This window comes from Streptomyces sp. NPDC054872 (assembly GCF_053610705.1).
The window spans coordinates 52,131-78,792 of the sequence record NZ_JBSGYY010000028.1; the positions used below are offsets into that span (position 1 = coordinate 52,131).

The 26,662-nt window shown below is 70.4% G+C and carries 23 protein-coding genes; 6 read left to right on the forward strand and 17 right to left on the reverse strand.

All coding sequences use genetic code 11. The features are described from left to right. Positions 1 to 2 precede the first annotated feature (2 nt). Both ACWGIH_RS29215 and ACWGIH_RS29220 read right to left on the reverse strand, forming a co-directional pair. The gene (locus ACWGIH_RS29215) at positions 3 to 368 is read right to left on the reverse strand and encodes a VOC family protein (RefSeq protein WP_453447719.1); all 366 of its coding nucleotides are present in this window, start codon (positions 366 to 368) and stop codon (positions 3 to 5) included. Further along, positions 368 to 1,231: a trans-aconitate 2-methyltransferase gene (locus ACWGIH_RS29220; RefSeq protein ID WP_453447721.1), complete on the reverse strand. Its 864-nt coding sequence runs from the start codon at positions 1,229 to 1,231 to the stop codon at positions 368 to 370. Before ACWGIH_RS29220 ends, ACWGIH_RS29215 begins: the two co-directional genes overlap by 1 nt. 192 nt (positions 1,232 to 1,423) lie before the next feature. Between ACWGIH_RS29220 and ACWGIH_RS29225 the strand changes: the two genes are divergently transcribed. Then, positions 1,424 to 1,921, forward strand: coding sequence for a MarR family winged helix-turn-helix transcriptional regulator (locus tag ACWGIH_RS29225; RefSeq protein ID WP_363211718.1), 498 nt, complete (start codon positions 1,424 to 1,426; stop codon positions 1,919 to 1,921). Here the strand turns inward: ACWGIH_RS29225 and ACWGIH_RS29230 are convergent. Then, on the reverse strand, positions 1,880 to 2,656 hold the full coding sequence (locus tag ACWGIH_RS29230; protein ID WP_453447723.1) for a LuxR C-terminal-related transcriptional regulator: 777 nt from the start codon (positions 2,654 to 2,656) through the stop codon (positions 1,880 to 1,882). The genes ACWGIH_RS29225 and ACWGIH_RS29230 overlap by 42 nt on opposite strands. 286 nt (positions 2,657 to 2,942) lie before the next feature. On the opposite strand from ACWGIH_RS29230, the gene ACWGIH_RS29235 reads away from it, so the two are divergent. Continuing rightward, positions 2,943 to 3,386: a GNAT family N-acetyltransferase gene (locus ACWGIH_RS29235; RefSeq protein ID WP_453447725.1), complete on the forward strand. Its 444-nt coding sequence runs from the start codon at positions 2,943 to 2,945 to the stop codon at positions 3,384 to 3,386. Between the two features lie 82 nt (positions 3,387 to 3,468). On the opposite strand, the gene galK is transcribed toward ACWGIH_RS29235, so the two are convergent. From galK to galT, 3 genes are read right to left on the reverse strand one after another with little or no spacing between them, the layout of a single operon-like run. Then, positions 3,469 to 4,623, reverse strand: coding sequence for a galactokinase (gene galK, locus ACWGIH_RS29240; RefSeq protein ID WP_453447727.1), 1,155 nt, complete (start codon positions 4,621 to 4,623; stop codon positions 3,469 to 3,471). A 20-nt stretch (positions 4,624 to 4,643) separates the two neighbouring features. Further along, entirely contained in the window at positions 4,644 to 5,597 is a 954-nt protein-coding gene (gene galE / locus ACWGIH_RS29245) for a UDP-glucose 4-epimerase GalE (protein WP_453447729.1), read from the reverse strand. Beyond that, entirely contained in the window at positions 5,594 to 6,670 is a 1,077-nt protein-coding gene (gene galT / locus ACWGIH_RS29250) for a galactose-1-phosphate uridylyltransferase (protein ID WP_453447731.1), read from the reverse strand. The genes galE and galT overlap by 4 nt, the downstream gene beginning before the upstream one ends. Positions 6,671 to 6,919: 249 nt before the next feature. Between galT and ACWGIH_RS29255 the strand changes: the two genes are divergently transcribed. Next, positions 6,920 to 8,602, forward strand: a complete 1,683-nt coding sequence (locus ACWGIH_RS29255) for a sodium:solute symporter family protein (RefSeq protein WP_453447732.1) — start codon at positions 6,920 to 6,922, stop codon at positions 8,600 to 8,602. 24 nt (positions 8,603 to 8,626) lie between these two features. Further along, positions 8,627 to 8,911, forward strand: coding sequence for a hypothetical protein (locus ACWGIH_RS29260; RefSeq protein ID WP_451214647.1), 285 nt, complete (start codon positions 8,627 to 8,629; stop codon positions 8,909 to 8,911). Between the two features lie 22 nt (positions 8,912 to 8,933). Here the strand turns inward: ACWGIH_RS29260 and ACWGIH_RS29265 are convergent, their stop codons facing one another. The 11 genes from ACWGIH_RS29265 to rsmI all read right to left on the reverse strand — a co-directional run bounded on the left by ACWGIH_RS29265 (position 8,934) and on the right by rsmI (position 23,032). Further along, the gene (locus ACWGIH_RS29265) at positions 8,934 to 9,659 is read right to left on the reverse strand and encodes a helix-turn-helix transcriptional regulator (protein ID WP_453447734.1); all 726 of its coding nucleotides are present in this window, start codon (positions 9,657 to 9,659) and stop codon (positions 8,934 to 8,936) included. Between the two features lie 263 nt (positions 9,660 to 9,922). Then, positions 9,923 to 11,764, reverse strand: a complete 1,842-nt coding sequence (locus ACWGIH_RS29270) for an outer membrane protein assembly factor BamB family protein (protein ID WP_453447736.1) — start codon at positions 11,762 to 11,764, stop codon at positions 9,923 to 9,925. Between the two features lie 73 nt (positions 11,765 to 11,837). Continuing rightward, entirely contained in the window at positions 11,838 to 13,718 is a 1,881-nt protein-coding gene (locus ACWGIH_RS29275; RefSeq protein ID WP_453447738.1) for an outer membrane protein assembly factor BamB family protein, read from the reverse strand. A 146-nt stretch (positions 13,719 to 13,864) separates the two neighbouring features. Next, entirely contained in the window at positions 13,865 to 15,688 is a 1,824-nt protein-coding gene (locus tag ACWGIH_RS29280; protein ID WP_453447739.1) for an ABC-F family ATP-binding cassette domain-containing protein, read from the reverse strand. Between the two features lie 85 nt (positions 15,689 to 15,773). After that, the gene (locus ACWGIH_RS29285) at positions 15,774 to 17,135 is read right to left on the reverse strand and encodes an acyltransferase family protein (protein WP_453447741.1); all 1,362 of its coding nucleotides are present in this window, start codon (positions 17,133 to 17,135) and stop codon (positions 15,774 to 15,776) included. A gap of 76 nt (positions 17,136 to 17,211) precedes the next feature. Then, complete coding sequence (locus tag ACWGIH_RS29290) at positions 17,212 to 18,111, reverse strand: 4-(cytidine 5'-diphospho)-2-C-methyl-D-erythritol kinase (RefSeq protein WP_453447743.1); 900 nt, start codon at positions 18,109 to 18,111, stop codon at positions 17,212 to 17,214. Beyond that, entirely contained in the window at positions 18,108 to 18,977 is an 870-nt protein-coding gene (gene rsmA, locus ACWGIH_RS29295; RefSeq protein WP_453447744.1) for a 16S rRNA (adenine(1518)-N(6)/adenine(1519)-N(6))-dimethyltransferase RsmA, read from the reverse strand. Before rsmA ends, ACWGIH_RS29290 begins: the two co-directional genes overlap by 4 nt. Before the next feature lie 73 nt (positions 18,978 to 19,050). Then, positions 19,051 to 20,391, reverse strand: coding sequence for a ubiquitin-like domain-containing protein (locus ACWGIH_RS29300; RefSeq protein ID WP_453447745.1), 1,341 nt, complete (start codon positions 20,389 to 20,391; stop codon positions 19,051 to 19,053). A 142-nt stretch (positions 20,392 to 20,533) separates the two neighbouring features. Further along, positions 20,534 to 21,433 carry a TatD family hydrolase gene (locus tag ACWGIH_RS29305; protein ID WP_453447746.1) on the reverse strand — a complete coding sequence of 300 codons (900 nt, stop codon included), beginning with the start codon at positions 21,431 to 21,433 and terminating at the stop codon, positions 20,534 to 20,536. Positions 21,434 to 21,457: 24 nt separating this feature from the next. Continuing rightward, on the reverse strand, positions 21,458 to 21,910 hold the full coding sequence (locus tag ACWGIH_RS29310) for a hypothetical protein (protein WP_453447748.1): 453 nt from the start codon (positions 21,908 to 21,910) through the stop codon (positions 21,458 to 21,460). 195 nt (positions 21,911 to 22,105) lie between these two features. After that, on the reverse strand, positions 22,106 to 23,032 hold the full coding sequence (gene rsmI / locus ACWGIH_RS29315) for a 16S rRNA (cytidine(1402)-2'-O)-methyltransferase (RefSeq protein ID WP_453447750.1): 927 nt from the start codon (positions 23,030 to 23,032) through the stop codon (positions 22,106 to 22,108). Positions 23,033 to 23,105: 73 nt separating this feature from the next. Here rsmI and ACWGIH_RS29320 point away from each other — a divergent pair, with 73 nt between their 5' ends. Both ACWGIH_RS29320 and ACWGIH_RS29325 read left to right on the forward strand, forming a co-directional pair. Beyond that, positions 23,106 to 24,854, forward strand: a complete 1,749-nt coding sequence (locus ACWGIH_RS29320) for a dolichyl-phosphate-mannose--protein mannosyltransferase (protein WP_453447752.1) — start codon at positions 23,106 to 23,108, stop codon at positions 24,852 to 24,854. Between the two features lie 135 nt (positions 24,855 to 24,989). Next, complete coding sequence (locus ACWGIH_RS29325) at positions 24,990 to 26,627, forward strand: penicillin-binding transpeptidase domain-containing protein (RefSeq protein WP_453447754.1); 1,638 nt, start codon at positions 24,990 to 24,992, stop codon at positions 26,625 to 26,627. Positions 26,628 to 26,662 lie beyond the last annotated feature (35 nt).

A 26,662-nucleotide genomic window follows, 5' to 3' on the forward strand; every position in this document is an offset into this window, starting at 1 on the left:
GGCTACGGCTGCTCCGGCTGCAGGAATTCCAGGCGGTTGCCCACCGGGTCGTCGGCGTAGAAGCGGCGGTGGCCCGGCAGGGCGTGGTCCCAGGTGACGGGGATTCCCCGGGAGGCCAGGCGTTCCGCGTACGCGGTGATGTCCCGTACCCGCAGTCCTGGGTGCGCCTTCCGTGCGGGGCGGAAGTCCGCCTCGATGCCGAGGTGCAGCTGCACGGCCCCGGCGAGGAACCAGCAGCCGCCCCGCGCGGCGAGCGCGGGTGGCTTCGGGATCTCCGCCATCCCGAGCACGTCTCCGTAGAAGTCCCGCAGCTCGGGCTCGCTGCCGGGTGGGGCCGCCAGTTGTACGTGGTCGATGGCCTCCAGCATCAGGTTCCGTCCTTCCGCGCCATCCGCGCCTTCCGCGCCACCGCGAAGACCCTGCGGAAGGGGAAGACGGTGCCGCCCGCGCCCGCCGGGTAGGCCTTGCGCAGCAGCTCGCGGTACTCGGAGAGGAACGCGTCCCCGGCCTCCGCGTCCTCCTCCAGTGCGGTGAGCACCGGCCGCAGGCCCGTGCCCTTCACCCAGTCGAGGACCGGGTCCTCGCCCTCCAGGAGATGCAGGTACGTCGTCTCCCAGACGTCCGCCTCACAGCCGAGTCCCACCAGCCGTTCCAGGTAGGCCGCCGGCGAAAGCACCGCGTCCGCGTGCCGCAGCCGCCCGCCGAGCCGGTCCCGCCACCGCTCGGATTCGGTCAGCTCACGCATCAGTACGTGGCTGGGGGCGTCGAAGTTGCCGGGGACCTGGAAGGCGAAGGTGCCGCCGGGGGTGAGCGCCGCGATCCAGGCGGGGAAGGAGTCGGGGTGGCCGGGGACCCACTGCAGGGTCGCGTTGGACAGGATCAGGTCGTACGTTCCCTCGGGCGGGGTCCAGTCGCCCGCGTCGGCCGGGGCGAAGTCGAGTCGGCCGCCGCCGGACGTGGGGCCTGCCAGGCGCTCGGCCCGCTCCAGCATCTGGGGAGAGTTGTCGAAGCCCGTGATGTGCGCCGCGGGCCAGCGTTCGGCGAGGAGCCGGGTGACGTTGCCGGGGCCACAGCCCAGGTCCGCGACGCGCGGCGGGCGGCCGCCGGTGGCGGGGAGTTCGGGGATGCGGGCCAGCAGGTCCACGAAGGGGCGGGCGCGGTGCCCGGCGTGGCGCAGGTACTGGCCCGGGTCCCAGGTGGGGGCGGGGCTGCTGCTGGGGGCGGCGGTCATGGGCGGGGCCTCCTCGGATCGCGGCGGCGGACTCGGACACGGACTCGGCGTCGCACTGCCTTCGCGCGGGCGTCGTACCGGCGTCACATCAGCTTCGTACGGGCGCCATGCGCACGTCGTAACGCCATCCTCGACCCGAAGTATCTTGACGTCAAGAGACTTCATGTCGACAGACCCCCTACACTGATCGTCATGGAGGACGAGGTCGACCGTCTGGTCGCAGCATGGCGCCGGGAGCGCCCCGACCTCGACGTGGAACCACTCGAGGTGCTCAGCCGCGTCAGCAGGCTCGCGCGGCATCTCGACAGGGCCCGCAGGCTCGCGTTCTCCGAGCACCATCTGGAGCCCTGGGAGTTCGACGTACTGACGTCGCTGCGGCGCGCGGGCGCGCCCTACCAGCTCTCCCCCGGCCAGCTCCTCACCCAGACCCTGGTCACGTCCGGCACGATGACCAACCGCATCGACCGGCTCGCGAAGAAGGGCCTCGTCGAGCGGCTGCCCGATCCGAGTGACCGGCGGGGCGTGCTCGTGCGGCTGACCGGTGAGGGGCAGGACCGCGCGGACCAGGCTCTCGCCGGGCTCCTCAAGCAGGAGCGGGCGATCCTCGCCGAGCTCTCACGCGGACAGCGCGGCGAACTGGCCGGGCTGCTACGCCAGTTGACCGCCCCGTTCGACAACATCCCCGGCTAGGTCGACCGGCCCCACCCCTGCCCTGCGCGCCAGCGCGACGGCGGCGAGCGTGGAGTGGACACCCAGCTTCCCCAGGACGTTCTGCATGTGCGTGCGCACCGTGTGCGGGGAGAGGAAGAGGCGCTCGGCCACGGCCTTCCTGCCCAGACCCGCCACCATGCAGCGAAGGACCTCGCGCTCGCGCGGGGTCAGCGACTCCACCAGGCGCTCGGATTCCGTGCGGTGCTTGCGGGCGGCGGTCAGCTCGCGCAGGACGCCGGTGAGCAGCGCGGGCGGCAGATGTGTCTCCTCCCGCAGCACGCCCCGTATGACCGTGAGGAGCCGGGAGAGCGAGCAGTCCTTGGCGACCCAGCCCGAGGCGCCGGCCTGCAGCGCGAGGGCGGCCCTGCGCGGGTCGTCCTTCTCGGCGAGCACGACCGTGCGGACCATCGGCTGGCCCGAACGGACCCCGGCCACCAGGGAGATGCCGTCCACCAGGCCGTCCGCGTTGCCCTCCTGCACGGAGGGCGCGGGCCTGACGCCCTGCACGGCGCTCGCGGTGGCGCCCAGATCGGCGTCGACGAGCAGTACGTCGTATCTGCGCCCCTCGGCTATCGCCCGCTCCAGGCAGCGCAGTGCGGCCGGGCCGCTGCCCGCCGCGGACACGTCGACGTCGGGCTCCGCCGCCAGTGCCGCCGCGAGCGACTCGGCGAAGATGCGATGGTCGTCGACGACCAGGACTCGGATACGAACCACTGAAACCCCCTCCCCCAAGCTCTCCTCGAAGAGCAGGGGATACCCCCGTCAAAATGACGTCGGAGGACGCACGGTGCGGGCACGACACCCGGAACGGGGGTCATCGCAGTCGCACGGCCGCCGCCGAGCTGTTGACCGCCACCCCCACGCCGGGTGTCGTACCCGACTGTCTCGCCCCCTGATCAGTGCCGGCCCCCACCGGCACTGCCACTCAGAGTAGGGCCGCACGGCAGGAGCGGAAGGTAATTTACAGAACTGACTGGCCAGCCCGTTTAGGGTGAGCCGTATGTTTCGTATGGAGACAGGAGTCGACAAAGAGCGGTTCGCTCTGCTCCTCGCCGGTCTTGAGGACGCGAACTCCGCGGCCTCCCCCGTGATCCGTTCCCTGCGCGGCACCCCGCAGGACCGCGAAATGCCGCTGGCCGTCTGGCTCATGGAGCAGACGGAGGGCCTCGTCGGCGGTATCGCCGGACACACCTGGGGACGCTGGCTCCATGTGAACTACCTCTGGGTCAGCGACAAGCACCAGGGCGCGGGGTTCGGCGCGGGGCTCCTCGCCGAGGCGGAACGCATCGCGCGCGAGGAACGGGAATGCCGCAACTCCCGCGTGGAGACCTGGGACTTCCAGGCGCCGGGCTTCTACCGCGGCCAGGGATACGAGGTGGTGGCGGTGATCCCCGACTACCCGGAAGGCGCCAAGGAGTTCACGCTGACGAAGCGGCTGGCGTAGCGCCGGTCCTGCCGGTGGCAGCTTTCACCTGTCGGCATGACGGACGCCAACCACCACCGGACAAACGGGGATTGACGGCCAGTCACCTCACGCGACGTGCCCCCGCCGAAGGAACCGCCGGGAACACCCGCGGGGCCGTGAAGCCCGCCGAGGTGAAGGCCTCCAGGATCGACTTCGTCACCGGTTCCGCGTCCGGCTCCTCCACCAGGACGATCGCCGAGCCGCCGAAGCCGCCGCCCGTCATCCGGGAGCCCAGCGCTCCCGCCGCGTTCGCGGAGGCCACCACCAGATCCAGCTCGTCGCAGGAGATGCGCAGATCGTCGCGGAGTGAGGCGTGGCCCTCGGTCAGGACGGGGCCGATCGCCCGCACCTCCCCCGCGTCGAGCAGGCCGATGACCTGCTCCACCCGGTGGTCGTCGCAGACGATGTGGCGGACGTAGCGGCGGATCCGCTCGTCCGGCAACGCGGCCAGAGCGGAGGAGAGTTCGGCGAACTCCACGTCCCGCAGGTGCGTGACGCCCAGGATGCGCGCGCCCTCCTCGCAGCCGGCCCGCCGTTCCGCGTACGCCCCGTCGCCCAGCTCGTGCTTGACCCGGGTGTCCACCACCAGGAGCTGGAGGCCCTGTGCCGCCAGGTCGAAGGGCACCTGGCGTATCGACAGGTCCCGGCAGTCCAGGTGCAGGGCGTGGCCCTCGGTGGCGCACGCGGACGCCATCTGGTCCATCACTCCGCAGGGCACGCCCACGAAGGCGTTCTCCGCGCGCTGGGCGAGGACCGCGAGCCCGGGTGCTTCGAGACCGAGCTCGTACAGGTCGTTCAGGGCGAGTGCCGTGACGACCTCCAGGGCCGCGGACGAGGAGAGGCCCGCCCCTGTCGGCACGGTCGACGCGAGGTGGAGGTCCGCGCCGCCCGACACGTCGTGGCCCGCGTCCCGCAGCGCCCACACGACGCCCGCCGGGTAGGCCGCCCAGCCGCCCTGCCCGTACTTCGAAAGGGGGGTCAGCTCGTCGACCCGCAGTTCGGCGACCGGGGCGTCGATGTCCGCCGAGTGCAGGCGCAGGACGCCGTCCGTGCGGCGTGCCACCGCCGCCACCGCCGTGTGCGGCAGCGCGAGCGGCATCACGAAGCCTTCGTTGAAGTCCGTGTACTCGCCGATGAGATTGACCCGGCCGGGAGCCGACCAGACCCCGTCCGCCTCGTATCCGTACAGGTCGGCGAACTGCCCCGCTACGTCCATCAGTTACCCCTTAACCCCAATTACCGCTGAGCGAAAGCCCATGCGTCCGCGACGATGCCCGCGAGGTCCGCGCGGGACGGGTTCCAGCCGAGCTTCTCGCGCGCGGTGGCGGCGGAGGCGACGAGGATCGCCGGGTCGCCGTCGCGGCGCGGGGCCATGACCTCGGGGATCGGGTGGCCGGTGACCTCGCGCACGGTCTCGATGACCTCGCGCACGGAGAAGCCGTTGCCGTTGCCGAGGTTGCAGATCAGGTGCTCGCCGGAGGTGGCGGCCTCCACGGCGAGCAGGTGCGCCTGGGCGAGGTCCGCGACGTGGATGTAGTCGCGGACGCAGGTGCCGTCCGGGGTCGGGTAGTCGTCGCCGTAGACGGAGATCGCCTCGCGCTTGCCCTGGGCGACCTGGAGCACCAGGGGGATGAGGTGCGACTCGGGGTCGTGGCGCTCGCCGTAGGCCCCGTACGCGCCCGCCACGTTGAAGTAGCGCAGCGACACCGCGGCCAGGCCGTGGGCCACCGCCTCGCCGGTGATCATGTGGTCGACGGCGAGCTTCGACGCGCCGTACGGAGAGGTGGGGGCGGTCGGGTCGGCCTCCGTGATGGGGGTGCTGACCGGCTCGCCGTAGGTCGCCGCCGTGGAGGAGAAGACCAGCCTGCGCACGCCCGCGTCGCGCATCGCGGCGAGCAGCGCCATGGTGCCGCCGACGTTGTTGTCCCAGTACTTCTCGGGCTTCGCGACCGACTCGCCGACCTGGGAGAAGGCGGCGAAGTGCAACACGGCGTCGAAGGAGGAGTCCAGCCACTTGGCGGCATCTCGGATGTCGCCCTCGATGAACTTGGCCTCGGCCGGGACGCCCTCGCGGAAGCCCGTGGAGAGGTTGTCCAGGACGGTCACCTCGTGCCCGGCCTCGATCAGATGCTGGGCCACCACGCTTCCCACATAGCCCGCCCCGCCGGTGACCAGGTACTTACCGCTCATGAACTCGCTACCTCTCGCAGTCGCTGGGCCGCGGCTTCCGGCGGCACGTCGTTGATGAACACACTCATGCCGGATTCGGAACCCGCGAGGAACTTCAGCTTGCCCGAAGTGCGGCGGATGGTGAAAAGCTCGAGGTGGAGTGCGAAGTCGTCCCTATTGACCCCTTCATGCTCGTCCAGCGTGCCGAAGGGCGCCTGGTGCCACGCCGCGATGTACGGGGTGAGCGCCTCCGCCTCGGTCCCGCCTTCACCCTCGCCGAAGATCCGGTCGAAGCGCCTCAACAGTTCCAGATAGACCTGGGGGAATTCTGTGCGTGCCGCTTCTTCGAGCCCGAGCAGGTCCGCGACGCGGCGCCTGGGGTAGAGGTGCACCTCGTAGGGCCAGTGCGCGGCGTGGGGGACGAAGGCCACCCAGTGCTCGGTCTCCAGGACGACGCGCTCGCCCGCCGACTCCTCGGCCACGACGTCGTCGAAGAGGTTGCGGCCCGTCGATTCCTTGTGCGCGGCGAGCGACCTGAGCATCAGGGACGTACGCGGGGTGACGAAGGGGTACGCGTAGATCTGCCCATGGGGATGGCCCAGGGTCACGCCGATCTCGGCACCCCGGTTCTCGAAGCAGAAGACCTGCTGGACGGAGGGCAGGTGCGAGAGTTCCGCCGTCCTGTCGGTCCAGGCGTCCAGGACGAGGCGGGCCTGGTCCTCGGTGAGGTCGGCGAAGGACGAGTCGTGGTCGGAGGTGAAGCAGACGACCTCGCAGCGTCCCGCGTCCCCGGCGAGCGACGGGAAGCGGTTCTCGAAGACCACCACGTCGTACGAGGAGTCGGGGACCTCGCTCAGCCGGTCCCCCTCGGAGGGGCAGAGCGGGCACTCGTCGGCCGGCGGGTGGTAGGTGCGGCCCTGGCGGTGCGAGGCGATGGCGACCGCGTCGCCCAGGAGGGGGTCCCGGCGGATCTCCGATGTGGTGGAGATGGGGTCCAGGGGCCTCCGGTCGATGGCGTCACGCACCGCGTCGTCGCGCGAGTCGTAGTAGATGAGCTCACGACCGTCGGCGAGACGGGTCGAGGTCTTCTTCACGTCCGGGGCTCCTCACCAACACCCACCCAACATAACCGAACACAACAAATCACAAGCCAACAGCAACGTCAACGCCGCGGCTGGAACGTGGCGGGAACCCGACGGGATGGCGAGGTGGCCCCCGCGAGCTGAGCGGGAGCTATGCGTCCGATCACAATCCAACAAAGAACACCAACAGAAGTCTTCAGTTCTTGAAGCGGGAAGCGTAGGTTCCGGTCTGATCAGTTCGCGCAACGAAGCGAGTTCCCCATGCACGCCCCCACACAGACCCTGGCCGAGGGGCTTCGGCTGCCCACCAACGGCCTCGACTACGCGATCCTCGCGATCTACTTCGCCGTGGTCCTCGGCATCGGCTTCGCCGCCCGCCGCTCCGTGAAGACCAGCCTCGACTTCTTCCTCTCGGGCCGCTCCCTGCCCGCCTGGGTCACCGGCCTCGCGTTCGTCGCCGCGAACCTCGGCGCCACCGAGATCCTCGGCATGGCGGCGACCGGCGCCCAGTACGGCGTCGCGGTCGTCCACTGGTACTGGATCGGCGCCATTCCCGCGATGGTCTTCCTCGGCCTCGTGATGATGCCGTTCTACTACCGCAGCAAGGTCCGCTCGGTCCCCGAGTACCTGCTCCAGCGCTTCGACAAGTCGGCGCACCTGCTCAGCTCGGTGCTCTTCGCGTTCGCCGCGATCCTCATCGCGGGCGTGAACCTCTACGCCCTGTCGATCGTCGTCGAGGCGCTCCTGGGCTGGCCGCAGTGGGTGGCCATCGTGGTCGCCGGGTTCTTCGTCCTGGCGTACATCACCATCGGCGGCCTCTCCTCGGCGATCTACAACGAGGTCCTCCAGTTCTTCGTCATCCTGGCCGCGCTCATCCCGATCTGCGTCATCGGCCTGAAGAAGGTCGGCGGCTGGGACGGCATGTCCGACTCACTCGTGAAGGCGCACGGCGAGGACTTCATGAGCGCGTGGGGCGGCACCGGCATCGGTGACGCCAACCCGCTGGGCGCGAACTGGCTGACGATCATCCTCGGCCTCGGCTTCGTGCTCTCCTTCGGCTACTGGACGACCAACTTCGCCGAGGTGCAGCGCGCCCTGTCCGCGAAGAACCTCTCCGCCGCCCAGCGCACCCCGCTGATCGCCGCCTTCCCGAAGATCTTCATCGTCTTCCTGGTGATGATCCCGGGCCTGGTCGCGGCCGTCCTCGTCCCGAAGATCGGCACGGCGGGCTCCGACCTCACCTACAACGACGCGATCCCCTATCTGATGCAGGAGTTGCTGCCCAACGGCGTGCTCGGCATCGCGGTGACCGGTCTGCTCGCGGCGTTCATGGCGGGCATGGCGGCGAACGTGTCGTCCTTCAACACCGTCTTCACGTACGACATCTGGTCGAAGTACGTGGTCAAGGACCGCGAGGACGGCTACTACCTGAAGTTCGGCCGTCTCATCACCGCGATCGGCGTCCTCGCCTCCATCGGCACGGCCTTCATCGCCTCGTCGTTCTCGAACATCATGGGGTACCTGCAGACGCTGTTCTCCTTCTTCAACGTCCCGATGTTCGTGGTCTTCATCATCGGCATGTTCTGGAAGCGCGCCTCCATGAAGTCCGGCGTGTGGGGCCTGCTCGCGGGCACGACCGCCGCGATGGTCAACTACTTCTGGATCTACAAGCAGGGCGTCATCGACATCCCGACCGACCAGGGCGCCAACTTCGTCTCGGCGATCGTCGGCTTCGTCGCGGGCGCCGTGGTGATGGTCGCGGTCACGCTGTTCACCGCCCCCAAGCCGGAGGCCGAACTGGCCGGTCTGGTCTACGGGACGGCATCGCCCGACCTCGACGAGCCGCCGGCCGAGGGCGACGATGCCTGGTACCGCAAGCCCGCGCTGCTCGGCTGGGGAGCGATCGTGCTCGCCGCGCTCTGCTACCTGCCCTACTCGCTCTAATCCCGATCGGAGGTCTGGAAGAACATGTCTGAACTGCGAAACGAAGTCTCCGCACTGGAGCGCAAGTCCGCCACGGCGGCCCGTCTCTTCGACATCCGGCGGATCATCGGCGGTCTGTTCGTCGTCTACGGAATCATCGTGACGATCGCCGGAATCTCCCCGTCCGACGCCGACATGAAGAAGGCGGAGGACATCAACATCAATCTCTGGACGGGCCTGGCCATGCTGGCGCTCGGGCTCTTCTTCCTCGGCTGGCTCTGGCTGCGGCCCACGCCGCCGCCCACCGAGGCGCCGGAGGAGGACAAGTAACACCCAGAGGCGGGGCCCGAGTTCACTGTGCCGGTGGCTCGGGCCCCGTCGGCATCTGGATGTCCTCCGGGTAGGCCGACGCGGGCCGTTCCGCACGGTCGAGCAGGCCGGTGCGGGCGGCGAGCGCCGCGGCTTCCAGGCGGGAGCCGACGCCCAGTTTCATCAGGACGCGCTGGACGTGCGTGCGCGCCGTGCTGGGCGCGATCCCCATTCCCGCGGCGATCAGGCGGGTGTCCTCGCCGTCGGCGACCCGCACCAGGACCTCGACCTCGCGCGGCGTGAGCATCTGGAGCAGCCGCTGCCCCTCGTCGTCGGGCTGCGCGGCGGGATTGAGCAGTTCGCTGAACGCGCCCTGGAGCAGCTGCGGGGCGACGGCCGCCTCGCCGGCTCTCGCCTTCATGATGGCGCGCTCGACACCCTCGATGCGCTCGTCATGGCGTACGTACCCGGAAGCACCCGCGGCGAAGGCCGCGGCGATGCCGCGCGGGCTCGGCACCGGGCCGAGCACCACCACCGCCACCTGCGGCCGCTCCCGCTTGATCTTCACGACCGGATCGAACATTCCGGTCTCCGCGGGTGTAGCCGTGCCGAGCAGGCAGACCTCGGGTGCCCGGCTGATGACCAGCTCCGCCGCCCCGGCCGCGGGCGCGGCCGCGGCGAGCACCCGGTGCCCTCGCAGCTTCAAGGCCGAGGCGAGTGCCTCGGCGAGCAGTCGGTGGTCGTCGACCACCATGAGTCGCACACCCATCGAGCAGCCCCCCACTTTCCCCCACGGAACCCCCACGGATCGAGGGCCCCCCGGCCCCACGCCCACTCATCCCCCGGAAGCTACACGCTTGTTCGACGCTGCGCGCCCCCTCCCGGCGATAAGCGGCCCGGAATGCCGAAATCCCGGCCATATTCGAGTGAGGGCCAGTACGTGCGTACGGAACAGTGCATGCGGCGGAACGGAACGGCCCCGCTCCTTTTCGGGAACGGGGCCGTCCGGTGCGTACGCGGAGGTCAGAAGGCTTACTGGGCGACGAATCCCAGAGCCGTGTACTCCTTCTCGTCCTTCGAGTACGGCTTGCTGATCAGCTCCTTGCCGAGGTACAGCCTGCCGTCGGCGTAAAGGAGTTCGTTCGATTTCGGGACCATGCCGCTGATGGCGCTGCCGACGGACTCGGCCGCGGGGGTCTCCAGGAGCTTGGTCTCCTTCATCGTCTTGCCGTTGAGGGAGACGACCTGGGCGCCCTTGTCGTAGCCGGCGTCCTTGTAGGCCAGGATGTTGCCGCCGTCCATGCGGATCGGGAACATCTCGCCGTCCTCGCCCGCGTCGGCACGGTCACCCGTGGTCTTGCCGGTGGCCAGCGAGAACGAGATGATCTCGTTCGTCTGGCTGTAGCCGTCACCGCCGCCGTCGTGCTGGCGGGTCGGGACGTAGAGCTTGTCGTTGCCGACGGTCAGCGAGGAGCAGGCGTAGACGACGTTGACCTCGCAGTCGTGGTCGTACTTGCCGTCGGGCAGCGAGATCTTGGCGCGGAGCTTGCCCTGGTCGTCGAGCGAGAACGCGTCCGTGACGCCGCTCGCGGTGATCTCCTGGGTGTCCTGGCCGAAGACGACCGGGCGCGTCGAGATGATCTTGGCGTTGTCGACGCCCGGCGCGACCGGGTACGTCCACTTGACCTTGCCGTCCTTGGGGTTGAGGAGCTGGACCTTCAGCTTCTCGTCGCCGTAGTCACCGCACTTCTGGACGACGACGAGCTGCTCGCCGCCCGCATAGCCCTCGTCCTGGCACTCCTTGCTGGGGTCGGGCTCCCAGAGGTGGTCGCCCGAGGTGAGGTCGAAGGCCGCGCCACCGGCGCTCGAACCGGCCGCGACGGTGCTGCCGCTGATGGTGACCTCCTGGACGCGGGCCTTCATGCTGCCCTCGTCGATGGTCTCCGTCCAGAGCTTCTTGCCGTCCTTCAGGTCGACCGCCGAGATCTGCGAGCAGGTCTGGTGGTCGCCCTTCTTGGTCCGCTTGCCCTCTTCGTAGGCGACCGCGACGATGCCGTCCTTGGTGACCTCACGCGATCCGGCGCACGTCTGGCCCGCGAGCGGCAGCGTCCACAGTTCCTTGCCGTCGGCCGGGTTGTACCCGACGATCTCGTTGACGCCCGCCTTGGCGTAGACGTCCTCGGTGAGCCAGGAGCCCTTGATGCTCCAGACGTCGTCCTTGGGGACCTCGGGCTGCGGAAGCTGCATGGAGACGGTGGCGCTGGTGTTGGCCGGGACCTTCTCCGTGCCGGGACCGCTCGGGCCCTGCTCACCGCCGCCACCCTTCTTGTCCTCGCCGCCCTTGCCGCCGGTCGAGCCCCCGGAGCTCGCCTCGGTGTCGTCCTTCTGCGTCGAGGCGTAGAAGACACCGCCGCCGACGATCAGGGCGATCGCGACGACCGCACCGATGATGATCTTCATCTGGCCGCTGAGCCGCGACCCGCCGGAGCCGCCGGGCGCGCCCGCCTGCGGAGCCATCGGCATCGTGCCGGGCTGCTGGTAGGCACCGTACGGAGCCTGCTGGCCGTACGGCTGCGTCGGCTGGTTGTACGGCTGTGTCGGCTGGCCCGGGTAGCCGTAGCCCTGGGGCTGGCCGGGGGGCGGGGTGCCGGGAGCCTGCGGGTAGCCGTAGGTGGGCTGGCCCTGCGGCGGCGGAGGCGGCGTCGGCGGCGGGGTCTGCGGGTAGCCGTAGGACGGGTTGCCCGGCTCGGGGGCCTTGCCGAAGCCCGCCGGCGGGGGGTTCTGGGGGGCGCCGAACCCGCCGGGCGGGGGGTCCTGCGGTGCGCCGAACCCGCCCTGCGGGGGCTCGTTGGGCGGCTGGGGCGGCTGGGTCATGACGTCGATTCCTTGGGGACGAGAGGTGAACTGAGCGACGAAGAGGGCGCGGGCGCGTGCCCGGCGCAGAAGGTCACTTGCCGTAGGCCAGCATCAGCTTCTCCTGGCCCTTCGCGCTGCCCGAGAGCCGCGTGGTGGAGATGTAGAAGCGACCGTCCACGAAGTCGACGTCCTTCGAGTAGAAGCCGCTCTCGATCTCAGAGGTCCCCTCGGGGTTCTTCAGGAGCGTCTTCGGCTTGTGCGAGCCCGACAGCGGGATCGAGACGACCCGGCCGCCCGAGTCGTACGACGGGTTGACGTAGGCGATCAGCTCACCGCCCTCGACCTTCATCGGCAGCATCGATTCCTCCAGCGGCGACTTCACGCGCCAGGCCTCCTTGCCGTCGGCCAGGCTGACGGCCACGACCTCGTTGGCCCCGGAGGTCGCCTCGGTCGGCAGGTAGAGGTTCTTGTCGTCGGTCGTCGCGCCGAGGCAGCCCTGCAGGCTGCCGCCGAGGAACGTCGAACCGCCGCACTCCGGCGCGAACTTCTCGTCCACGGCGACCTCAGAGCGCGTGGCGCTGCTGTTGGGCTTCAGCGTGGTGATGTTCCACTGCTTCTTGTCCTCGTTGGTCAGGTAGACGATCGTCGGGCTCTCGGAGTAGATCCGGCCGATCTGCCAGCCCTTGGGGAACTTCTTCGTCCACACGGCCTTGCCGGTCTTCGGGTCGATCTGCTGGAGCTCGTCGTGCTCGGTGGGCGAGCCCGCGCCGCACGAGAGGGCGCGGAGCATCTTCTTGCCGCCGGTGAAGCCGCTGGGGAAGCAGGTGCCCTCGTCCTTCTTCCCGGACACGAAGAGCTCCTTGCCGTCGCTCATCCGCAGTGCCGTGCCGGACTGGGAGCGGCCGACCATCAGCGTGTCACCGGTGATGGAGAGGTCGGCGTCGCTGGAGAAGTCGAACAGCCCCTCCTCCTTGACCGGCTTGGTCCAGCCCTTGCTGCCGTCGCTCAGGTCGACGATCTGGACCTGGCTGCACTTGGCGTCGTCCTTCTGGCCGTCCTTGTAGGCGACGACGATCTTGTTGTCCTTCGTGACCTGCGGGGTCGTGCCGCAGATCTTCTGCGGGAACTTGATCGTCGGCCAGGCCTGGTCGCCCGTCTTGACGTTGTAGGCGGTGATCTCCTTGTACGCCGCCTTGACGGCGACGTCACCCTGGATCCACATGCCCTTGGCGTCGGCGCCGGAGCCGGGCACCTTGGGCGCTTCCTTGTACCAGAGCACCTTCGCCTCGCCGGGCTGGCGGCCCGCGTTGAGGTCTTCCTGCTGCCCGCCGTCACCTTCGCCGGTACCCGGGTTGGCCGGTGCGGACCCGCTGGCCTTGGGGTCGTCGCTCTTGCCCGCGACCGACTTCTTCTTCTTGCCGCCGTCGTCACCGCCGACGACCGCCCAGGCGACGCCGCCGATGACGAGCGCCGCGGCGGCCACGGCCGCCACGATCAGACCGGGCTTGCCCTTGAAGGGGTTCTTGCCGCCGCCACCGCCGACGCCGGGCGGATGGGTGCCGGGCACACCGGGGGGCGGGAACTGCTGCTGCGGGTAGCCGTATTGGGGCTGCTGGGCGTAGGGGCCCGGCTGCGTGGGCTGGCCATAGGGTCCCGGCTGACCCGGCTGCGTGGGCTGGTTGTACGGGCCGGGCTGACCGGGCTGCGTCGGCTGGCCGTACGGGCCGGGCTGGTTGTACGGTCCGGGCTGCTGCGGGTAGCCGTAACCCGGCTGGGTTGCGGGCGGCGTCTGCGGGTAGCCGTAGCCGGGCCGGGGCGCGGGCGGCGGAGTCTGCGGGGCTCCCGAAGGCGGGGCCGGCGGCTGACCGGGCGCCTGCGGTGGCTGGCCCGGTGGCTGCGGAGCGGCTCCCTGCTGTGGATCCTGCGGAGCTCCGAAACCGCCGGACGGCGGCTGGTTGGGCGGCTGAGTCATCAGCGCTTCCCCCTTCACTGATTTTTCGGCACGCCAAGTGGTGCTCAGGCCGACCTTTCTATCACCCTGCGGCACTAGCACAACTGACCGGTCCGTCCCCTGTTCCCAAGGGAGGACCGGCCCGTGATGCGTCTGTTACTAGACCTCTACGCGCTCTCCGCGAGCTCCAGCCAGCGCATCTCCAACTCGTCGCGCTCGCTCACGAGTTCGCGCAACTCGGCGTCCAGTTTGGCCACCTTTTCGAAGTCGGTGGCGTTATCGGCGATTTGGGCGTGCAGCCACGTCTCCTTCGTCGACATCTTGTCCAGCTGCCGCTCGATCTTCTGCAGTTCCTTCTTCGCGGCGCGTGCGTCGGCGGAGGAGACCGCCGCCTTCTGCGGGGCGGCGGACGGTGCGGCGGACGCGGCGAGCGGCGCCGACGGGACGCCCGCCTGTGCCATCCGCTTGCGCCGCTCCAGGTACTCGTCGATGCCGCGCGGAAGCATCCGCATCGTGGCGTCGCCGAGCAGCGCGAAGACCTTGTCGGTGGTGCGCTCCAGGAAGAACCGGTCGTGGGAGATCACGACCATCGACCCCGGCCAGCTGTCGAGGACGTCTTCGAGCTGCGTCAGCGTCTCGATGTCGAGGTCGTTCGTCGGCTCGTCGAGGAAGAGGACGTTCGGCTCGTCCATCAGGAGGCGAAGCAGCTGGAGCCGCCGCCGCTCACCACCCGACAGATCACCGACGGGCGTCCACTGCTTCTCCTTGTTGAACCCGAACGTCTCGCAGAGCTGCCCGGCGGTCATCTCCCGGCCCTTGCCGAGGTCGACGCGCTCGCGCACCTGCTGCACGGCCTGCAACACCCGCAGCGTCGGGGAGAGTTCGGCGACCTCCTGCGACAGGTAGGCCAGCTTCACGGTCTTGCCGACGACCACACGCCCCGCCTCGGGCTGTACGTCGCCGTCGGAGCGCTGCGCCTCGGCCATCGCCCGCAGGAGCGAGGTCTTGCCCGCGCCGTTGACGCCCACCAGGCCGATGCGGTCGCCGGGGCCGAGCTGCCAGGTCAGGTGCTTGAGGAGCACCTTCGGTCCGGCCTGCACGGTCACGTCCTCAAGATCGAAGACGGTCTTGCCGAGCCGGGTCGTCGCGAACTTCATCAGCTCGCTGGTGTCACGCGGCGGCGGCACGTCGGCGATGAGTTCGTTGGCGGCCTCGATGCGGTACCGCGGCTTGCTGGTACGCGCGGGGGCACCGCGCCGCAGCCAGGCCAGCTCCTTGCGCATCAGGTTCTTGCGCTTGGTCTCCTCGGTGGCCGCGATGCGCTCACGCTCGGCACGGGCGAAGACGTAGTCGGAGTACCCGCCCTCGTACTCGAAGACGGAACCGCTCTGCACGTCCCACATGCGCGTGCACACCTGGTCCAGGAACCAGCGGTCGTGCGTGACGCAGACGAGCGCCGAGCGCCGGGTGCGCAGGTGCTCGGCGAGCCAGGCGATGCCCTCGACGTCCAGGTGGTTGGTCGGCTCGTCGAGCACGATCAGGTCGGGCTCGCCGATGAGCAGCTTCGCAAGGGCGATACGGCGCCGCTCGCCGCCGGAGAGCGGTCCGATCACGGTGTCGAGGCCCTGCGGGAAGCCCGGCATGTCCAGGCCGCCGAAGAGTCCGGTAAGGACGTCACGGATCTTGGCGTTGCCCGCCCACTCATGGTCGGCGAGGTCACCGATGACCTCGTGCCGCACGGTGGCCTCGGGGTCGAGGGAGTCGTGCTGGGTCAGCACGCCGAGCTGCAGACCGCCGTTGTGCGTGACCCGCCCGGTGTCGGCCTCCTCCAGCTTGGCGAGCATCCGGATGAGGGTCGTCTTGCCGTCTCCGTTGCGCCCCACGACGCCGATCCGGTCCCCCTCGGACACGCCGAGGGAGACACCGTCGAGCAGGGCACGGGTGCCGTACACCTTGCTGACTGCCTCGACATTGACCAGGTTGACGGCCATTAACGCTCCAGGGAAGGGGATCGATCGACCTCCAGCGTAGTCGGAGGCGGCGACCACCGGCCCGGGGGCCGGTCGGGGCCGCGGATCAGCAGGACCGCACCCCTGGGGCCCCGCCCCGCACCCCCCGGCCCGCCCGCTCGACGAGCAGCCACCCGGCCAGTGCCATGCCCACCGCCACCGGCGCCGTCACCCGCACCGCGACCAGCATCGCCGTACGCCCTTCGAGCAGTCCCCCGAAGCCGACCATCGACAGCCCGAGCACCCCGAAGAGGCAGAGCGTGACGCCCACGGCGGCTGCCGGGCCCGCGCCCGGCGTACCCGCGGGCTCCCGTGCCGCGACCGGCTTCTCGAAGCGGCGGAAGGCCGCGACAAGGAGAGCGGTGAGCACCACCGCGGCCGCCATCCGCAGCGGCACCTGCGTCCACCACTGCGCGGTGGCCGGCTCGGGCAGCCGCACGTCCGCCGCGATCAGCACCCCGTACACCCCGAGCATCGCCGTCAGGTGCCACAGGAACGCCGTCATCGAGACCCCGTTCGCCGCCACCACACCCCGCCACACCCGCGGCCGCGCCAGCCACCGGGTCGCGGGTCCCCGCAGCAGCTCCACCGCGCCCACCAGCCACACGCCGTGGCAGAGCAGGGCGAAGGTCGGCGGAGCCATGTTCGAGACGCGCTCGCCCGGCATGCCCACCATGGAGAGGGGGTACGGGCCGAAGGCCACCAGGGCCGCGGCTCCGGCGAGACCGGCCCCGGCCATGGCCGCCGGCATCCGCAGCCTGCCGTCCGCCCGCAGGAAGCCCAGCTGATGCACGGCGAGCCACACGAAGGCGAAGTTCAAGAACTCCACGTACGGGACGCCGAACGCGAAGCGCGCCAGGTCCACCGCCCCCGCGGCGAGCACCAGGCCCCCGAACGCGCCCCAGCCGTACCGCTCGTGCAGCCTCAGCAGCGGGGGCGTGAACGCCACCATCGCCAGGTAGATGCCGATGAACCACAGCGGCTGGGCGACAAGACGCAGCGTCACGTCCAGCAACGCGCCCCCCTCACCCGTGAGCTGGACCGCCAGAGCGGCGATGCCCCACACCCCGATGAAGACCATCGTCGGCCGCAGCAGCCGCTGCAGCCGTGCCCGCAGGAACGCCGAGTAGACCGAGCCGCCGCCCTCGGAGGCCTTGCGGCTCAGGGAGCGGTACGACAGCGCGTGCGAAAAGCCGCCGACGAAGAAGAACACCGGCATGATCTGCAACGCCCAGGTGAGCGGCTGCAGGCCGGGCACTTCGGCGAGGAGGTTGCCGACCTCGGTGCGGCCGTCGTCCCCGACGGTCACCGCCGCCATCAGCCAGTGGCCCACGACGACCGTGCCGAGGGAGGCGACCCGCAGCAGGTCGATGTACCGGTCGCGCCCGGTGGGCGTCCTCCCGGCCAGTTCACGAACGCTTGATCCCATGTACGTACGGTCGCGCGCACCGCACGTCCCGCGTCAGCGCGCACGTACTCAGATCAGCGCCTGAGTACGTGCCCCTCTAGAGGATCGTGGCGCCCGGCGCCGGGGAGTCGGCCACCCGGGCGGTACGGCAGGTGCCGGAGGCCGTGAGCGCTTCGGCGACCCGTCGCGCGGACTCCGCGTCCGCGGCCAGGAACGCCGTCGTGGGCCCGGAGCCGGAGACGAGCGCGGCCAGTGCGCCAGCCCCGGTCCCCGCTTCGAGGGTGTCGGCGAGCGAGGGGAACAGCGAGAGCGCCGCGGGCTGCAGATCATTGCTGACGGCTCCGGCGAGCGCGGCCGCGTCCCCGTCGCGCAGGGCGCCGAGCAGCGCGGGGGACGCCTGCGGGGCGGGGGCCTGCGGGGTCAGCCGGTCGAACTCGCGGTAGACCGCGGGCGTGGAGAGCCCTCCGTCGGCCACCGCGAACACCCAGTGGAAGGTCCCGCCGACCTCCAGGGTCTCCAGCTTCTCGCCGCGTCCCGTACCCAGCGCGGCGCCGCCGACCAGGCTGAACGGCACATCGCTGCCCAACTCGGCGCAGATGTCGAGCAGTTCGTCCCGCGAGGCCTCGGTCCCCCACAGCGCGTCGCACGCCACGAGCGCGCCCGCGCCGTCCGCGCTGCCGCCGGCCATGCCGCCGGCGACGGGGATGTCCTTGGCGATGTGGATGTGCACGTCGGCCGTACGTCCGTGGCGCGCGGCAAGGAGCTCCGCGGCCCGCGCCGCCAGATTCGTACGGTCGAGGGGGACTTGCGCGGCATCGGGCCCCGAGCAGGTCACCCGGAGCTGCTCGGCGGGCGTCACGGTGACCTCGTCGTAAAGACCCACGGCGAGGAACACGTTCGCCAGATCGTGGAAGCCGTCCGGGCGGGCGGGCCCCACCGCGAGCTGGACATTGACCTTGGCGGGGACCCGTACGGTCACACTCCGGTCCTGGCTCACGCGCCGGCTCCCTTGTGCTCGGCGATCCGCGCGAACTCCTCCACCGTCAGCGCCTCGCCGCGCGCCTGCGGCGACACTCCGGCGGCGACGAGCGCGGCCTCGGCGGCGGCCGCGGAGCCCGCCCACCCGGCGAGGGCGGCACGCAGGGTCTTGCGGCGCTGGGCGAAGGCCGCGTCGACGACGGCGAAGACTTCCTTCTTCGACGCGGTGGTCTTCACCGGCTCGGCGCGCCGCACGAGCGAGACGAGACCGGAGTCGACGTTCGGGGCGGGCCAGAAGACGTTGCGCCCGATGGAACCGGCGCGCTTCACGTCGGCGTACCAGTTCGCCTTCACGGAGGGCACGCCGTACACCTTCGAGCCGGGAGCGGCGGCGAGGCGGTCGGCGACCTCGGCCTGCACCATCACGAGCGTGCGCTCGATGCTGGGGAAGGTGTCGAGCATGTGCAGCAGCACGGGGACGGCCACGTTGTACGGAAGGTTGGCGACCAGCGCGGTCGGGGCGGGGCCGGGCAGTTCGCGCACGAGCATGGCGTCGCTGTGCACCAGCGCGAAGGATTCGGCCTTCGCGGGCAGCCGGGCCGCGATGGTCGCGGGCAGCGCCCCCGCCAGCGTGTCGTCGATCTCGACCGCGATCACGCTGTCCGCGGTGTCGAGCAGGGCGAGGGTCAGCGAACCGAGCCCGGGCCCGACCTCGACGACCACGTCCTGCGGGCCGACGTCCGCGGTGCGGACGATGCGGCGGACGGTGTTGGCGTCGATGACGAAGTTCTGGCCGCGCTGCTTGGTCGGGCGTACGCCCAGGGCAGCGGCCAGCTCGCGGATGTCGGCTGCGCCGAGGAGGCTGCCGGGCTCACTGTTGCTCACGCCACCAGATTACGGGGCCCGGACCCCGCGCCTTCACCGGTCCGCCGCCACTCGCCGCCGCCCGCGGGCGCCCCTACAGCCGCCCCCCACAATGCGGCCACGGACTCGCCCCCCGCTGGACATAAAGCTTCTTCGCCCGGAACGTCTGCTCCTCCGCGGAAGCGTCCTGCGGGCGCCCCGCCCCACCGAGCCCCTGCCACGTCCGCGTATCGAACTGGTACAGCCCCCCGTACGTCCCCGACGCGTCCACCGCGTTCGGGCGGCCGCCCGATTCGCAGTGCGCCAGCGAGCCCCAGTTCAGGCCCTCCGCCCCCGCCACCGAACTCGGACGCTGCTTCGTGCCCACCTTCACGATCTGCGTCTGCGGCTGCCGCACGATCTCCGTCCGCAGCCGCCGCGGCTTCTGCTTGACGCCGTTGACCGTCCGCAGCGCGTACGTCACCCGCCGGGACCCCTGGTGGCCCTGCCGCTCCACGACCTCCGTACCGACGAACAGCGATGAGTCCTCGGTCCGCCGCACGTCGAACGGGATCGGCTCCTCCCGCACCTCCTTGCGTCCGGAGATCCGCATGACGGTGACCGTCTGTCCGTCGCGCGGGAAGCTGTCGGGCGCGACGGAGGTCGTGTCCTGGCCGTTCAGGCTGATCCCGGACTCCTCGACCGCCTCGCGCACCGTCGCCGCGTTCGTACGGATGGTCCGCTCGCGCCCGTCCGCCATGATCGTCACCGTGCGCTCGGTCCGTACGTCGAGATCAAGGCCGCCCCGGTCGATGCGCTTGCTCCGCGAGGCCGACAGGTAGGCGCCCTCGGCCCGCACCCCGAGCTGCCGCAGCGCCCCGTCCACCGTGCGGGCCGTCGTCCACACCTCGCGCCGCTGCCCGTCGAGGGTGAGCTCGACCGGCCGGCCGTAGCGGACGGCGATCTCGTCGCCGCTGGCCAGGGCCGTGCTCGCGCTCGGCGCCACGATGTCGTGGGTGCCGAAGTCCACGCCCTCGTCCTCGAGGAGCTCACCGACGTCGTCCGCGAAGGTGTGCAGGGTGCGCGACTCGCCGTCGACACTCAGCTCGATGGCCTTGTCGTCGGCGACGAAGGCCGAGGTGCCGCCCGCGAGGAAGGCGACGACCAGCGCCTGCGGCAACAGCCGCCGCAGCGTCTCGGGCCGCTCCGAGGAGGCCGGTGCCGATGATTCAGTTGATGCCGATGCCGATGTTCTCGACCGCGACTGCGGCTTCAGTTTCGACGTCGGCTTCGGCTTCTTCCGCCGCGCCGCCCGCCGCGCCTCGGCCCGCCCGCCGTCAGGAATGACCACGGTGGCCTGCTGGGGGAAGAACTCCGGCTCCGGCTCGGCCCCGGGCTCCGGCTCATAGGTCGTGCCGCCCCCATAAGACGTCTCGTACTGCGGCGCATGACTCACGACGACGCTCCAGCGTTCTCGTTCTGGTCCGGATCGGGCGAGGCGGACCAGAACCTAGCGGAGCAACCGTCACTCTCCAAAGCAGCACGACCACACAGTGTCATGGCGCCGCCCTGAACCGCGGGGGTATGGGCGTTATCGGTCAGTAATCAAAGGCGCGTGCCGTGTTGGCCGAGATCGCCTCGGCCATGGCGTACTCGCCGATCCCCCGCACCTCGGCCATGGCCCGCAATGTGACCGGAATGAGATACGGCGCGTTAGGCCGTCCGCGGTAGGGAGCGGGCGTGAGGAAGGGCGCGTCGGTCTCCACGAGGACCAGTTCGACGGGGGCCACGGCCAGCGCGTCCCGCAGACCCTGCGCGTTCTTGAAGGTCATGTTGCCGGCGAAGGACATGAAGTAGCCGTTCTCCGCGCACACTTGGGCCATCGCCGCGTCTCCCGAGTAGCAGTGGAAGACGGTGCGCTCCGGAGCCCCCTCCTCCTTCAGGACCCGCAGCACATCCTCGTGCGCCTCGCGATCGTGGATGACCAGGGCCTTGCCGTGCCGCTTGGCGATCTCGATGTGCGCGCGGAAGGAGCGCTCCTGGGCGGCCTTGCCCTCGGGCCCGGTGCGGAAGTAGTCGAGGCCGGTCTCGCCCACGCCCTTGACGTGCGCCAGCGCGGCAAGGCGGTCGATCTCGGCGAGCGCGGCGTCCAGCGCCCCGTCGCCGCCCGCCTCGCGCGCGCCCTGCCGGGACCAGCCGTCGGGGTCGCCGTGCACGATGCGCGGCGCCTCGTTGGGGTGCAGGGCGACGGTGGCGTGCACGCTCTCGTACGCGGCGGCCGTCTCGGCGGCCCAGCGCGAGCCCGCGACGTCACAGCCCACCTGCACGACCGTCGTCACCCCGACCGCTGCGGCCTTGGCGAGCCCCTCGTCCACCGTCCCCGACTGCATGTCGAGGTGGGTGTGGGAGTCGGCGACCGCCACCCGAAGGGGTTCGGGCAGCGGTGGCGCGGCGTTCTTGGCGTCGGTGTTCTTGGGGCCGGCGTTGTGGGAAGGCATGCCCCCGATCCTACGAAGGGGACGTCATCCCGCCTTGCGGTGGTGGAAGGGATGCAGCAGCGCCGACAGATGCCAGTGGTGTTGCTTGGGCTCGTGGGGCTCGGCCACCCCGGAGCCGGACGCGTCCCCCGTCGCCTTGTCCGCCCCGGCCGCCGCCCGCGGCGCGTGGTGCCGCTGCATCAGGTCGAGGACCGACGACACCTGCCCGGCCCGCATGATCCGCACGACATGGCCGTCGCAGTTCAGGCACGTCGGCCGGGTCAGGGGCGACGGCACATGAATGCCGTCCGCCACGTACACCACGAATTCCTTGCCCTTGCCGTCCACGTGATGCTCGATCTCGTAGGACTGTTCCCAGCCGTGCCCGCATCGCATACAGGCGAATGCATAAGACTCGTGAACGGTGTTGGTCGCTTGTGTCGCACGCGTCGCATCGGGCGCCGTGGTGTGGTGACCGGTGTCGGCGATCTCAGTCATGCCAGCTCCTCTTGTCCGCTGGACAAGCGCTGCCGGACCGGGGATCTCCTCCCGGCCGGAAGCGTGGGGACGGGTGCGTCCCCTTTGACCAGTGGACGCTTTTCCCGAGGCGAAAGCATCAGACCTGTCGACAGTTGAAGGCGATTTGGCCTTTCCTTAGCCTTCAGGCCCGGTGCGCGGCCCGCACTTTGCTTTTCACGATAGTCCTTTGCCTTCCGATGGGGCGGTCCGAGCCGCATTCTTTGCCGCCACGACCGCATCGAACACGTCACGCTTGGGCAGCCCCGCCTCGGCCGCGACGGCGGCGATCGCCTCCTTGCGTCGCTCCCCCGCCTCCTCGCGCACCCGCACCCTGCGCACCAGCTCCTCCGGGCCCAGGTCACCGGGGCTCTTCTCCGGTGCTCCCTCGACGACGACGGTGATCTCACCGCGTACGCCGTCGGCCGCCCACTCGGCGAGTTCCTTCAGCGACCCGCGCTTGACCTCTTCGTACGTCTTGGTCAGCTCGCGGCAGACCGCGGCCCTGCGTTCGTCGCCGAACGCCTCGGCCATCGCGACGAGGGTGTCGTCGATCCGGTGCGGTGCCTCGAAGTAGACGAGAGTGCGACGGTCCTCGGCCACCTCGCGCAGCCGCGAGAGCCGCTCGCCCGCCTTGCGCGGCAGGAAGCCCTCGAAGCAGAAGCGGTCCACCGGGAGGCCCGAGAGCGCGAGCGCGGTGAGCACGGCGGACGGTCCCGGCACGGCGGTGACCCGGATGTCCTTCTCCACGGCGGCGGCGACGAGGCGGTATCCGGGGTCGGACACCGACGGCATCCCGGCGTCCGTCACGAGCAGCACCCGCGCGCCGCCGACCAGGGCCTCGACCAACTCGGGCGTCCGCGCGCTCTCGTTGCCCTCGAAGTACGAGACGACCCGGCCGCCCACCTGCACGCCGAGCGCCTGGGTGAGCCTGCGGAGCCGCCGGGTGTCCTCGGCGGCCACCACGTCGGCCGACGCCAGCTCGGTGGCGAGCCGCGGCGGAGCGTCCGCGACGTCGCCGATGGGCGTGCCCGCGAGGACGAGGGTCCCGGCGGACGCGTTTCGGGAGGGCCGGCTGTCGGGAGAATCTGCGCTTCCTGTCACTGTTCCATCCTCGCAGGGGCCGGGGAGGGCCCAGGAGCGGGACTCACACAGTCGGGTTCCCTACGATGGCGCGGTGACCAGTACCGCGTCTTCCCCGGACACCCGCCAGGGCCAGGCAGCCGAGGAGCAGCAGCCGTCGTGGCAGCACAGGCTGCGCCGCTTCGGTTACGTGGCGCGAACCACCGAGCCCGCCGCCGACGTCCGGGCCCGGCTCGTGCCCGCGTACACCGAACCGAGCCCGCGGCTGTGGGCGACGATCGGCATGCCGAAGAGCTACGCCGACCTGCTGGTCCGGTGGTCGGGCTGGATCGGCCCGCTGCTGATCACGCTGGTCGCGGGGCTCACCCGGTTCTGGAATCTCGGCAGCCCGAAGGCCGTGATATTCGACGAGACGTATTACGCCAAGGACGCCTGGGCGCTGATCCACCGGGGCTTCGAGGTCAACTGGCCCGAGAAGGTCAATCCCGATGTCCTGAAGCACGGATCGGACATCACGATCCCCACGGACGCCGCGTACGTGGTGCATCCGCCGGTCGGCAAGTACATCATCGGCATCGGCGAGTGGATCTTCGGCTTCGATCCCTTCGGCTGGCGCTTCATGACGGCGGTGCTCGGCACCCTGTCGGTCCTGATGCTGTGCCGGATCGGGCGGCGGCTCTTCCGCTCGACGTTCCTGGGCTGTCTGGCCGGCGGGCTGCTCGCGGTGGACGGGCTGCACTTCGTGATGAGCCGCACCGCGCTGCTCGACCAGGTCCTGATGTTCTTCGTCCTCGCCGCGTTCGGCTGCTTCCTGATCGACCGGGACAAGGCGCGCGCGAAACTCGCGGCCGGTCTCCCTGCCGAGGACGACGGGCGGGTCCGCCCGGACGCGTACGTCGCCGAGACGCTGCGCCTGGGGTGGCGTCCCTGGCGCCTGGCGGCCGGTCTCTGCCTGGGGCTCGCCTTCGGCACCAAGTGGAACGGCCTCTACATCATGGTCTTCTTCTGCTTGCTGACCGTTCTGTGGGACGTGGGCGCCCGCCGCGTCGCGGGTGCCGAGCGTCCCTACCGCGCGGTTCTGAAGCGGGACGTGTTCCCGGCGTTCGTCTCGACGGTGCCGGTCGCGATCGGTGTGTACGTCCTGTCCTGGCTCGGCTGGATCCTCTCCCCGACCGACGGCACCGGCGGCTACTACCGCAACTGGGCGGCGACGGACGGCAAGGGCGGCTCCTGGACGCTCCTGCCGGACTGGCTGCGCAGCCTGTGGCACTACGAACACGCCGTCTACGACTTCCACGTGGGGCTCTCCTCGCCGCACACCTACCAGTCGAACCCGTGGAGCTGGATCGTCGACGGCCGCCCCGTCTCGTACTTCTACGAGTCTCCGCTGCCCGGCAAGGACGGCTGCCCCGCCGGCACCGCGGAGAAGTGCGCCCGCGAGGTCCTCGCGCTCGGCACGCCGATGCTGTGGTGGGCGGGGGCGTTCGCGCTGCTCTACGTGCTGTGGCGGTGGGTGTTCCGCAGGGACTGGCGCGCGGGCGCGATCGTGTGCGGGATCGCGGCGGGTTATCTGCCGTGGTTCATGTACCAGGAGCGGACGATCTTCTTCTTCTACGCCGTCGTCTTCGTGCCGTTCCTGTGCCTGGCCGTCGCGATGATGATCGGCGCGATCCTCGGTCCGCCGGGGTCGAGCGAGCGGCGGCGGGTCGTGGGGGCCGCGGCGTCGGGTGTCCTGGTGCTCCTCATCCTGTGGAACTTCATCTGGTTCTGGCCCATTTACACCGGCCAGGCCATTCCGATCGATTCCTGGCGGGCCCGCATGCTCCTGGACACGTGGGTCTAGACATCTGGCTGTAGTGGGCATCTAGGACACCTTCGGATAACAGCTCCCTCGTTCTTCACCTCCTCCGCTTAAGGTTCGGTTCGCATCACCCTTCCGGACACACATTCGGGAGGTCTCCTGGGGAGGGGGCGCGCAATGCGCAGAGGGGTAAAGGTCACTTTGGTGGGCGGCGTGTTCGCCGTCATGGTCGGGGGCGCGGGGTACGGCGCGTACAACTTGGTGAACGGCGTGACCGGGGGCGGCGGTTCGCCGGGGGCGGGCCCCCATGCGGTGAAGACGGGGCCGCCGACGAGCGGCGAGATAGGCGAGACGACGGAGAAGTTCTTCGCCGCGTGGGCCAAGGGCGACGCCAGGCAGGCCTCGTCCTACACGAACAACGCGGAAGCGGCCTCGACGATCCTGACCGGTTACCGCGACGACGCCCATCTGACGAAGGTGCGCCTCACGCCGGGCAAGGCCGACGGCGCGACCGTGCCGTTCTCGGTCGAGGCCACGGTGTCGTACAAGGGGAAGACCAAGCCCTTCGCGTACGACTCGGAACTGACCGTCGTCCGGGGCGAGACCACGGGGCGCGCGCTGGTCGACTGGGACCCCACGGTCGTCCACCCGGACCTGAAGAAGGACGACACCCTGGAGACCGGCGAGGCCGCCGTGCCCCCCATCCAGGCCGTCGACCGGCACGGCACGGTCCTGGACAAGAAGGACCACCCCTCGCTCGGCCCGGTCCTCGACCAGCTGCGCGCGAAGTACGGCGACAAGGCGGGCGGAACGCCCGGCGTCGAGCTCTACGTCCGGCACGCCGACGAGAACGCGGGCACCAAGACGCTGCTCACGCTCGCCAAGGGCAAGCCGGGGCGGCTGAAGACGACGCTGAGCGCGCCCGCGCAGCGCGCCGCCGAGAAGGCGGTGACCCAGCACGCGGACTCCTCCGTGGTCGCCGTGCAGCCGAGCTCCGGCGAGGTCCTGGCGGTGGCCAACAACCGGAAGGACGGGTTCAACGCGGCCTTCGAGGGCAAGATGGCCCCCGGCTCGACGATGAAGATCGTCTCGGCGGCGATGCTCATCGACAAGGGCGTGACGAAGGCGAGCGGCCCCGCGCCCTGCCCGGACACCGCGACCTGGCAGAGCAACACGATCCATAACCTTCCGGGTCTCGCCCCGAACGAGAACGCGACCCTGGCGGACAGCTTCGCGCGCTCGTGCAACACCGCGTTCGTGAAGCTGGTCGACGAGGACGGCGTCACGGACGCCTCCCTCACCGAGGAGGCGCAGAACGGCTTCGGCCTCGGCCTCGACTGGCAGGTCGGCGTCCGGACGGTGGACGGCTCGGTCCCCGCGTCCCCCGGCCCCGACCGCGCGCAGAACATGATCGGCCAGGGCCAGGTGCAGCTGAACCCGCTGAACATGGCATCGGTCACGGCGACCGCGATGACGGGAGCCTTCCGGCAGCCGGTGATCGTGGACCCGTCCCTTGACGACCGGGAGCTGGCCACGGCACACGGCCTGCCCGCGTCCACCGTCCAGCAGCTGCGCCAGATGATGAACGCCACGGCGGTCAGCGGCACCGGAGCCCGCGCCATGTCCGGACTGAGCGGCGGCGGCAGCGTCGGCGCGAAGACGGGGTCGGCGGAGGTCGCCGGCCAGGAGAAGCCCAACAGCTGGTTCGCCGGATACCGCGGTGACGCGGCGGCCGCGGCAGTCGTGGAGCGGGGCGGCCATGGCGGCGACGCGGCCGGCCCTATCGTGGCGGCGGTGCTTGCCGCAGGCAGTTGAGGTGATTGGTAGGGGTCTTCATGAAAGCCCCCTAG

Coding starts and splice junctions, on each gene's coding strand:
- ACWGIH_RS29215 (WP_453447719.1), bottom strand. CDS start 368: ATGCTGGAGGCCATCGACCACGTACAACTGGCGGCCCCACCCGGCAGC.
- ACWGIH_RS29220 (WP_453447721.1), bottom strand. CDS start 1,231: ATGACCGCCGCCCCCAGCAGCAGCCCCGCCCCCACCTGGGACCCGGGC.
- ACWGIH_RS29225 (WP_363211718.1), top strand. CDS start 1,424: ATGGAGGACGAGGTCGACCGTCTGGTCGCAGCATGGCGCCGGGAGCGC.
- ACWGIH_RS29235 (WP_453447725.1), top strand. CDS start 2,943: ATGTTTCGTATGGAGACAGGAGTCGACAAAGAGCGGTTCGCTCTGCTC.
- galK (WP_453447727.1), bottom strand. CDS start 4,623: ATGGACGTAGCGGGGCAGTTCGCCGACCTGTACGGATACGAGGCGGAC.
- galE (WP_453447729.1), bottom strand. CDS start 5,597: ATGAGCGGTAAGTACCTGGTCACCGGCGGGGCGGGCTATGTGGGAAGC.
- ACWGIH_RS29255 (WP_453447732.1), top strand. CDS start 6,920: ATGCACGCCCCCACACAGACCCTGGCCGAGGGGCTTCGGCTGCCCACC.
- ACWGIH_RS29260 (WP_451214647.1), top strand. CDS start 8,627: ATGTCTGAACTGCGAAACGAAGTCTCCGCACTGGAGCGCAAGTCCGCC.
- ACWGIH_RS29265 (WP_453447734.1), bottom strand. CDS start 9,659: ATGGGTGTGCGACTCATGGTGGTCGACGACCACCGACTGCTCGCCGAG.
- ACWGIH_RS29270 (WP_453447736.1), bottom strand. CDS start 11,764: ATGACCCAGCCGCCCCAGCCGCCCAACGAGCCCCCGCAGGGCGGGTTC.
- ACWGIH_RS29275 (WP_453447738.1), bottom strand. CDS start 13,718: ATGACTCAGCCGCCCAACCAGCCGCCGTCCGGCGGTTTCGGAGCTCCG.
- ACWGIH_RS29280 (WP_453447739.1), bottom strand. CDS start 15,688: ATGGCCGTCAACCTGGTCAATGTCGAGGCAGTCAGCAAGGTGTACGGC.
- ACWGIH_RS29285 (WP_453447741.1), bottom strand. CDS start 17,135: ATGGGATCAAGCGTTCGTGAACTGGCCGGGAGGACGCCCACCGGGCGC.
- ACWGIH_RS29305 (WP_453447746.1), bottom strand. CDS start 21,433: ATGCCTTCCCACAACGCCGGCCCCAAGAACACCGACGCCAAGAACGCC.
- ACWGIH_RS29310 (WP_453447748.1), bottom strand. CDS start 21,910: ATGACTGAGATCGCCGACACCGGTCACCACACCACGGCGCCCGATGCG.
- ACWGIH_RS29325 (WP_453447754.1), top strand. CDS start 24,990: ATGCGCAGAGGGGTAAAGGTCACTTTGGTGGGCGGCGTGTTCGCCGTC.